The organism is Acetobacterium sp. (assembly GCF_036508315.1).
Lineage (GTDB): Bacteria > Bacillota > Clostridia > Eubacteriales > Eubacteriaceae > Acetobacterium.
The window spans coordinates 1-8,643 of sequence record NZ_DATCHP010000019.1 but is presented as its reverse complement, the minus strand read 5'-3'; the positions used below and the strand labels follow the sequence as shown (position 1 = coordinate 8,643).

General features: G+C 41.0%; 8 protein-coding genes. 3 read left to right on the top strand and 5 right to left on the bottom strand.

Features of this window, described 5'->3' with window-relative positions; genetic code table 11:
* Both VIK44_RS02450 and VIK44_RS02445 read left to right on the top strand, forming a co-directional pair.
* Window positions 1–264: DUF711 family protein (locus tag VIK44_RS02450; RefSeq protein ID WP_331552260.1), on the top strand; the 264-nt coding region annotated here is incomplete at its 5' end.
* Between the two features lie 17 nt (window positions 265–281).
* A complete protein-coding gene (locus VIK44_RS02445; RefSeq protein WP_331552259.1) occupies window positions 282–683 on the top strand; it encodes a formylmethanofuran dehydrogenase subunit E family protein in 402 nt (133 codons plus the stop codon).
* Window positions 684–829: 146 nt separating this feature from the next.
* On the opposite strand, the gene VIK44_RS02440 is transcribed toward VIK44_RS02445, so the two are convergent.
* Complete coding sequence (locus VIK44_RS02440) at window positions 830–1,552, bottom strand: NAD-dependent protein deacylase (RefSeq protein ID WP_331552258.1); 723 nt, start codon at window positions 1,550–1,552, stop codon at window positions 830–832.
* A gap of 95 nt (window positions 1,553–1,647) precedes the next feature.
* Entirely contained in the window at window positions 1,648–3,597 is a 1,950-nt protein-coding gene (locus VIK44_RS02435) for a putative bifunctional diguanylate cyclase/phosphodiesterase (RefSeq protein ID WP_331552257.1), read from the bottom strand.
* A gap of 236 nt (window positions 3,598–3,833) precedes the next feature.
* On the opposite strand from VIK44_RS02435, the gene VIK44_RS02430 reads away from it, so the two are divergent.
* Window positions 3,834–5,726 carry an ATP-binding protein gene (locus VIK44_RS02430; protein ID WP_331552256.1) on the top strand — a complete coding sequence of 631 codons (1,893 nt, stop codon included), beginning with the start codon at window positions 3,834–3,836 and terminating at the stop codon, window positions 5,724–5,726.
* Between the two features lie 198 nt (window positions 5,727–5,924).
* Here the strand turns inward: VIK44_RS02430 and VIK44_RS02425 are convergent, their stop codons facing one another.
* The 3 genes from VIK44_RS02425 to VIK44_RS02415 all read right to left on the bottom strand — a co-directional run bounded on the left by VIK44_RS02425 (window position 5,925) and on the right by VIK44_RS02415 (window position 8,490).
* Entirely contained in the window at window positions 5,925–6,587 is a 663-nt protein-coding gene (locus tag VIK44_RS02425) for a dienelactone hydrolase family protein (RefSeq protein ID WP_331552255.1), read from the bottom strand.
* Between the two features lies 1 nt (window position 6,588).
* Complete coding sequence (locus VIK44_RS02420; RefSeq protein WP_331552254.1) at window positions 6,589–7,236, bottom strand: phosphoribosyltransferase; 648 nt, start codon at window positions 7,234–7,236, stop codon at window positions 6,589–6,591.
* Window positions 7,237–7,629: 393 nt separating this feature from the next.
* On the bottom strand, window positions 7,630–8,490 hold the full coding sequence (locus tag VIK44_RS02415) for a reverse transcriptase domain-containing protein (protein WP_331552253.1): 861 nt from the start codon (window positions 8,488–8,490) through the stop codon (window positions 7,630–7,632).
* Between the last annotated feature and the right edge of the window lie 153 nt (window positions 8,491–8,643).

Sequence of the window (8,643 nt, the reverse complement as noted above, 5' to 3'; positions counted from 1 at the left end):
ATTGATATGGTTGCCATTCCCGGCGATACCCCTGCCACCACTATTTCAGGGATTCTGGCTGATGAAGCCGCCATTGGTGTTATTAATAATAAAACCACCGGTGTTCGACTCATTCCCGTCCATGGAAAAAAAGTTGGTGATATGGCAGAATTTGGCGGCCTTCTTGGTCGAGCCCCTATTATTGCAGTCAATCAATTTGATTGTTCTGTTTTTATTAATCGCGGCGGACAAATCCCTGCGCCTATTCATAGCTTTAAAAACTAGTTAGGAGATCAATTAAAATGGACGAACAATTATGGAATAAGTGTGTTGAGTATCACGGACATCACTGTCCGGGATTAGCCATTGGTGTCCGGGCTTCTCTGGAAGCCATTAAAGCTCTTCCCATTAATTTTACAGAAAACCAGGACATCGTTTGTGTTTCTGAGAATGAATCCTGTAGCGTTGATGGAATTCGTGTGGTTCTTGGATGCACTGGAAAAAAAGGAAATCTTCTGTTTATAAAAAATGAAAAACAGGCCTTTTCCGTTTTCAATCGCACAACCGGAGAAAGCATCCGTTTGATTTTAAAAGACCTCCCTAAGATGGAACGGGACGAAAAGGAAGCGTTCCTTCTCAACGAACCGGATGCGACCAAAATTTTCGATTTCGAAAAACCTCATTTCGAGCTTCCTGAAAAGTAATTTACCAATTTAATCAAAAAAAGCACACCTCCAGCTATCAGATTTGGATCTGACATTTGGAGGTGTGCTTTTATTTAGCACTTATTAGGAGATCTGATGGAACCCATTCAACATTTCTATTAAGCAGCAACCATCAATGCTTATATTCAAAGTTCAATTTTACCCAAAACTTCACCAATGCTGTCATTGATCACAAGGTTTGCTCTGGTATCCATGGGTGTGGAAGTTTTATTGATCAATACCAGTTTATTGCCTTTATAATAATCAATGAGTCCTGCTGCCGGGTAAACACCTAAAGATGTTCCCCCAATAATAAGCACATCTGCATTGGCAATGGCGTTTACTGATTGGTTGATCGTATTGCTATCCAGACTTTCACCATATAAGACGACATCCGGCTTGATGATACCGCTGCAGGTGCATTTTGGAATGGGTTCGCCATTGATAACAGCCGTGACGTCATAAAACGTATGGCACTTTATACAATAATTTCGAAGGACCGAACCATGGAGTTCCAATACATTTTTACTTCCCGCCATTTGGTGGAGTCCGTCAATATTCTGGGTAATCACTGCCTTGAGCTTTCCTAAAGATTCCAGCTCAGCCAATTTTTCATGGGCCTTGTTAGGCTTTGCATTTAAAAACAACATTTTATTTCTGTAAAAATTAAAAAAATCCAGTGTTTTTTTCATGAAAAATTGATGAGAAAGAATGGTTTCCGGCGGGTATTTATAGGATTGATTGTATAAACCATCCACACTTCGAAAATCAGGAATCCCACTTTCTGTGGATACCCCGGCCCCGCCAAAGAATACGATATTTCGACTATTTGAAATGAAATCCTGTAATTTATTAAATCCTGCTTCCATATTTTACTCCTTAATCTTTTCGATCTTCACTCTCCTATTGTACCTTATTAATCCGATGGCCACAACTTTAACGGGATTTTTTCATGGTTTATTCATTATATAATTTGTTTTTTTAATAATTCCTCCATCTCACAAGCTGGCATAGGCTTATGATAATAAAACCCCTGTATGTTATCACACATGCGCTGATTTAAAAAATCAAGCTGACCCTTTGTTTCGACACCTTCTGCAATGACGCCTAATCCCATGCTTTTAGCCAATACAATCAGAGATTTCGTAATTGCCTCATCTTTCGTGTTGACATCAATCCCCTGGATAAATGTCATCGGAATTTTAATTCTGTCCACAGGCAATTGTTTTAAATAATTCAAAGAAGAATATTCCGTTCCAAAATCGTCGATTGCAATATGAATACCCCACTTTTGAAAGACATCTAATGTCTCAATAATATAAGCTTTTCCCATTATGGCAGCATTTTCAGTAATTTCCAGTTCCAGGTATTGACAGTCCAGGCCTGTTTCCTTTAAAATTTGTTTCACATCAGTGACAAGGCTGTCATTTTGAAATTGTTTCACAGAAAGGTTCACGCCCATACGAATTCGAGGCAAACCGGCATCCTGCCATGCCTTATTCTGACTGCATGCCGTCCGTAATACCCAATCTCCAATTGGAATAATCAAACCCGTTTTCTCAGCAATGGAAATAAATTCCCCGGGCAAAACCAGACCTAATCCAGGATGATTCCATCGTATTAAGGCTTCCAATCCCACTATTTCATCGGACGTGGAGCACACCTGGGGCTGATAATAAAGTTCCAGCTCATCTCGTTCCAAGGCTCGGTATAAACTATTGGTCATTCTCATTGTTTCAACAATTTTAGTTTTCATTAAAGGGTTGCAGAGCACCCATTGATTCTTGCCTTTTCCCTTAGCCATATACATGGCAGTATCTGCATTTTTAAGCAAGGTTTCCGCATTTTCACCATCCGTTGGGTAGATCGCAATACCCATGCTGATCGTCACAAAACAGTCCTGATTATTTAGCCGAACAGGTTCATCGAAACATTTAAGAATCTTTTCCGATACTCTTTTGAGATAGTCCATATCTTCAACATCTTCAATAAAGATCACGAATTCATCGCCGCCAATCCTGGCAACAGTATCACATTTTCGCAGAGTATTAACCAATCTGTTAGCTATTTCCACCAATAACTGGTCACCTATATCATGTCCCATGGTATCATTAATCATTTTAAAATCATCCAGATCCAGAAACATGATTGTTAATGTTTTTTCCAAAGGATTGGATGAAACTATGGCACGATTCAGCTGTTTCGATAACAATAATCGATTAGGCAACCCTGTTAAATGGTCATGATGAGCAAGATGATTGACTTTTTCTTCCGAGGTTGTAATCTCTTTATTTAAAGCTGTAATCTCTCTATTTTTTAGTATAGCTTCTTTAAATTGTTTATTAATCCGATAATAACGATCGGTATTAATTCTATGAATGACAAAAGCAACGACAAATAACATTGCGAATGAAATACTCTGTGTTATATAATACGTTATTCCGAATTGGAAAGGATCGGATTCATACCAAACATAACCGCCCATTACAAAAATAGTTAATGAAAGTGCAATCAGCATGGTTTTTTTGAGCCGTCCCATTGCTATCATAACCATGATGAGCGATACCGTCCATAATGAAGGGCCAAGCAGAAAATAATAACGTACCACTAGAAAGGCCAATAAAGTAGAAAAAAGAAAGGTGAATATGTATGATTTAAATCGCTCGTTATTGGATACCCTTGATAAAATTTCAAATACCATTGAGAACCCCAGTAAAACAAAACTGTTAATCGCTGTAGTTGTCAAATCATGGTGAAATATAAAGTACAAACTCAAAAAGTTCGCTATTGCGCCAAAAAATAAAAGCGGAGATGCAAACATAACTGACATCATATTTTCATATTTCAGGATTGTCATTTCTTCACTTGATTCATTCATTTTTTTAATAACATCAAATATAGTATAAAATTTCATTAAGGCTACCCCATTAGGCTGTTTAAGATTTTTTATAACAATCTTTCGTTCCAACTTTTTACCTCAGTATAATATGGAAAAATCAGTGAAATATGTACTGGAACCGATGACCTCCAGGTTTTCGCAAACACCCTTATAAGTATATCGTCATGTATTGGGATTGCTTAACCATTATTATAAGAATTTATGGTACAATACAGCTATATTTTATCATTTTAAAGAAGAGGGTGATAATCATGACGATATCTGTATTACCGGTAGATCAGCGAGTTATTGACATCGATTCCAGACGTTTTGCTTCGATCGAAAAAGCACTGGTAGAGCTCATTACAAACTGTGATGACAGTTATTCACGATTGGAAAGCAGGGGCATAACTGTTACCGGAAAGATTACAATCAGTTATGAAAGACATCAGAACGGCGCTTTCATAACTGTGTCAGATCAGGCCGAAGGAATGACCTCCGATCGGCTTCATTTGGTACTTGCCTATGGCGGTGCTTACAGCAGCCTCGCTCGGGGCGAAGCCGGTGGCCGGGGTTATTTTGGACGGGGGATGAAACAGGCAATTTATGGGTTGGGACACGGATGGATTGAAACAATCAAAGAAGGCCGGGCCAATCGGATCGACCTATACCGGGCCGGCTCTGGAGAATATCTGTTTGACGATGGCGAAGGAGCAAGAGCTGCGGAAACCGGGGATTATGTCCAGCTTGATGTTCCGCAAGATGGTAACGGAACACGGGTCAGCATTGTCGTCGAAAACCAGCAGGTGAGCATTTCCCATTTTCAATCGCTGCTGACATCGATATCGAACAATATCTACCTTAGGGATATCTTATCCCGGAGAAATGTGGGAATGACAGACCTCAACCGGCCATGGAAATCAAGAACCCCGGAAACGCTGATTTATCAGGAACCGGAATCGGATGTACTGATTGGGCCGGATGAGTTTGGCAGTTTCAGCTACCAGGGGCAGAATTATACATTCAGCATGACACTGAAAAAGGCAAAGGACACCGAGCTGGTAACCAAGGGAGATCAACGGACAAATGGGCTGTTGATCATATCCGGTACAGCGGTGTTCGACTGCCAGTTCTTTCAATTTGAAAACCAGCTGGGAACGGAATTTCTTTTCGGAACCGTGGTCTGTGACGGTTTATCCCAAATGCTTGCCCAGGGGCATCCGATCATCAGTGATGAACGGGAAGGTCTCAATCGGAAAGAACCTTTTGTTGAAGCATTTTCTGATGCTGTGAGCCTGATCCTCGTCAATACCGTAAAAAGCGAGCAGCTGCGTTTAAGCCATGTTGACCATGCCAGGGTCTCCCAGCGCACTAATATTCTGGTTGATTCCGTTCTGGATAAAATGAACCGGATCGCTGTGGAAGAGCTGAATATCCGCCTCCCCCGGTATCAAAAATCCCAGGGAAATAAACCGGAGCAACCTAAGGCCCTGAGGTTTGGCTTTGGGTTTTATTACCGCAGTGCAGTGCAGCCATTTCATATCACCCTTTTTGCTGACCCAAATCAGCTGGGAAACCAGGAAATTCTTTCCTTTATATACGATCTCCCATCCACCTGGAATATCACCCCCTCTCCGATGACCATGCCAATAGCTGAAATTCCAAAAGACGGGCGACTGATGTTCACCGTTACCGGTGATGAGATAGCGGCGAAGGGAACTTTAAGGGTCACTTCTGGAGACAACACTGCCTTCTGTGAGATTGTCATATCAGAGAATGCTTCTGAAAAAGAGCCGGAAGCTCTTTCAGAAACCCCCACCGCTTCCAATGATATGGATGATTCCAGAGCCATGTTCAGAGGATATGAACTGCGAAATCTTGGAAATGACATCGATCGAGCCATTTACAACCATGAAGAACGCCTTATTTTAATCAATACAGAGGCACCCACTGTCCGCCTTTATGTGGATGGAAAAGGCCAATTCACCGATGGGGCTCGCCTCCTCCTCGCGGAACTGCTTTTAGATGTTATCGCTGATGAACTGGCACATTTCTATATTGACCGCACCTCCAAGAAGGGACGAAAAGCAGCCTACCACCAGGCAAAACAGGATATGATACGCCGCTATGGCGTTGAAATACATTCCATTCTCCTTGGCAAATAAAGCGGAATTTCGTTTGCCTTTTTTTGCCTGCCTGAGAATGTTTTAAACGCTGCCTGGCATCTTTACAAACTAAGACACTCGAAACGGCCCCACTTCTTAGTCTCAAAATAAAACCCTGCAACTCCTTTCTAAGGGGTTTACAGGGTTTTTGTGCTCTATCGTCAATCTACTAATAAATCTTTTTTCCAGGCAGAGACGTCACTCCGGCTTATGTCTAAATAAATATTTTACAAACCAATTGGCAGCCAATTCAGCAACAGTTTCCAATGTCCCCGGTTCTTCGAAAAGATGGGTGGCTCCAGGAATAACATCCATTTGTTTAACCGCATTTATTTCATTATAAGCTTTTTTGTTTAATTCTATGACAACGCCATCATTGCCGCCTACCAACAGAAGCGTCGGCGATTTTACATTTTTAAGGTAAGGCCATGCCAGGTCAGGCCGCCCTCCTCTGGAGACAATGGCACTTATCTGATCTCCCAATATTGCTGCCGTTTGTAATGCTGCCGCAGCCCCTGTACTGGCACCGAAATATCCGATATTGAGCCGGTTTGTGTCATCCTGTTCCTGTAACCATTTTGTGGTGGAGAGCATCCGGCGTGCCAGTAAATTGATATTAAAACGCATTTCATAATCCGTGTCTTCCCCAACCGTAAGTAAATCCAAGAGCAAAGTACCAAGGCCATGACTTCTCAGTATCGCTGCTACATAATTGTTGCGCGGACTGTGTCTGCTGCTGCCGCTGCCATGGGCAAACACCACTATTCCTGTTGCTCCTGCAGGAATTTCCAGGGAACCGATCATATTTACTTGTCCATCCGGGATATTTACGATTTTTTCTATCGCTTCCTTTTTATTCATGTCAAAATCCTCCCTTGTTTTCAAAAGATTTTAAGATCGAAATGACTTCACTATCTTCAACTTGGGTGAAATCCTCGTAATATGCCCCAACCGCACCCCGATAGTTAGGGTCTATATCCAGGGACACCAACTCATCCACCATTGATATCAGTCTTTGAGCGGTATCATAGGGAGTTACCGGAATCGCGATAACCAGTCTTTTTGGCTTGCGTTTTTTTATCTCATCGATGGCTGCTATCATTGTTAGTCCTGTGGCAATGCCGTCATCTGCGATGATCACAGTTTTTCCTGCAACAGGTTGCAGTGCTTTTCCCCCCAGAAACATTTTTCTGCGCCTTTTGATCTCACTTCGGACTTTTCTTATTTCTTCTGCCAGCCATTCGGGATCGACCTTTTCAACTTCAGCTGAATTGCAGATCGGATCGCCATCTTCAGTGATGGCACAGATAGCATATTCACTATTCATGGGATGGCCGATCTTTTTAGTTAAAAGAATATCCAGGGGAGCATGCAGTTTATTTGCAATTTCTTCTCCCAGGACAACGCCGCCTCTGGGCAATGCTAATACAATTGCATCCTCATCTTTGTATTTTTCCAGGGCCTGTGCAAGTTTGATTCCGGCATCTTTTCTGTTTTTAAATAGCATCATTCATCCTCCATATATTTTTATTTTCGACTCTCCAAAAAATATTTCCATAGACTGTCCTTATCTTTAACTTATACCCCCTTAAAATGCGATTAATCACCCGATGATTTATAACCCGCAACCTAAAAAAAACACGGGGGAACAGTAGCCGCAGGTTGATTCGGTTTTCGTGGTATTCATGGGCACCGTTTTAATTCCTGCAAAGCCTTCTTTTAAGGTGCCGGTGGGACACACCCTGATAAATAAACATTCCCTCGGATTAAGAAATCGAGGGAATGAATAAACACTTTATTTTTTTTGGTCGAGTAAACGTAAACCTCTCTAAAGTGATTGGCTTTACGCTCCTCCCAGAACCGTGCTTGCGCAATTAACGCACACGGCTCCTCATACTATCATTTACACTGTATAGCTAATTTCTTGCCTCAGTTCAAAGATGCTTACATATATTTTTGGTTTCGGAAGTGGATAGCGCTTCAGAAATAACACGTACTTATCCCAGTTCATGCTTTTCTTCTGGCTTCTTCTGTTGAACATTTTATACAGAAATTTCCTTACTTCATCTCCAAACATGGCTATCATTTGAGAATTATCTGTTATTCCATAATACCTGTAATAGCCGTTTAGTTTTACTGTAAGCATCTTCATTACCAACACTGCCGGTGTTGTAAGATTCTTTCTTAGCCATTCCTTGACTTTCTTCAAACTAGCGTTGTATTTCTTTTTACTAGTTTTTCGTTTAACTCGAAAATATCCCTTCGCACTTTTACTGCAATAATGCGTAAATCCTAGGAAATCAAATGTCTCAGGTTTTCCTTCTCCGGTTCTCTTCCGATCAGCTTCTGCAAACCTTCCAAACTTAATAATTTTCGTCTTATCTTCTGCCACTTCTAAGTTGAACTTTGCAAGTCTTTCCTTTAGCTGTTCGTAGAAGGCTTTTGCTTCATTTTCGTACTGAAAACAAAACACTGAATCATCAGCGTACCTAACCATATATGCATCACCGGAGCAGTGTTTTCTCACTACTTTTTCAAACCATAAATCCAGCGCATAGTGTAGATATATATTCCCTAAAATTGGAGAAATCAGCCCGCCCTGTGGGGCGCCGATCGGCGTTTCCTTATGTTTCCCGTTCTCAACGAGTCCGGACTTAAGAAATCTCGCAATCAGTCTGTATACATTTACATCACCAATTCGATGGTTTATGAATTTCATAATCCACTCATGGTTCATGTTGTCAAAAAATCCTTTAATTATCACCAGCAAGTGATAATTAAAGTTATCACCAGTTAGAAATTATCACCAGTAAAGAATTAATGAACTCCATACTCCTTTGGTTTTGATCATTTTTTGCTAAAATAACTTGGGGTAATCACAGGGCACCTTTATAATAGATTTATCAGTAAACCACTG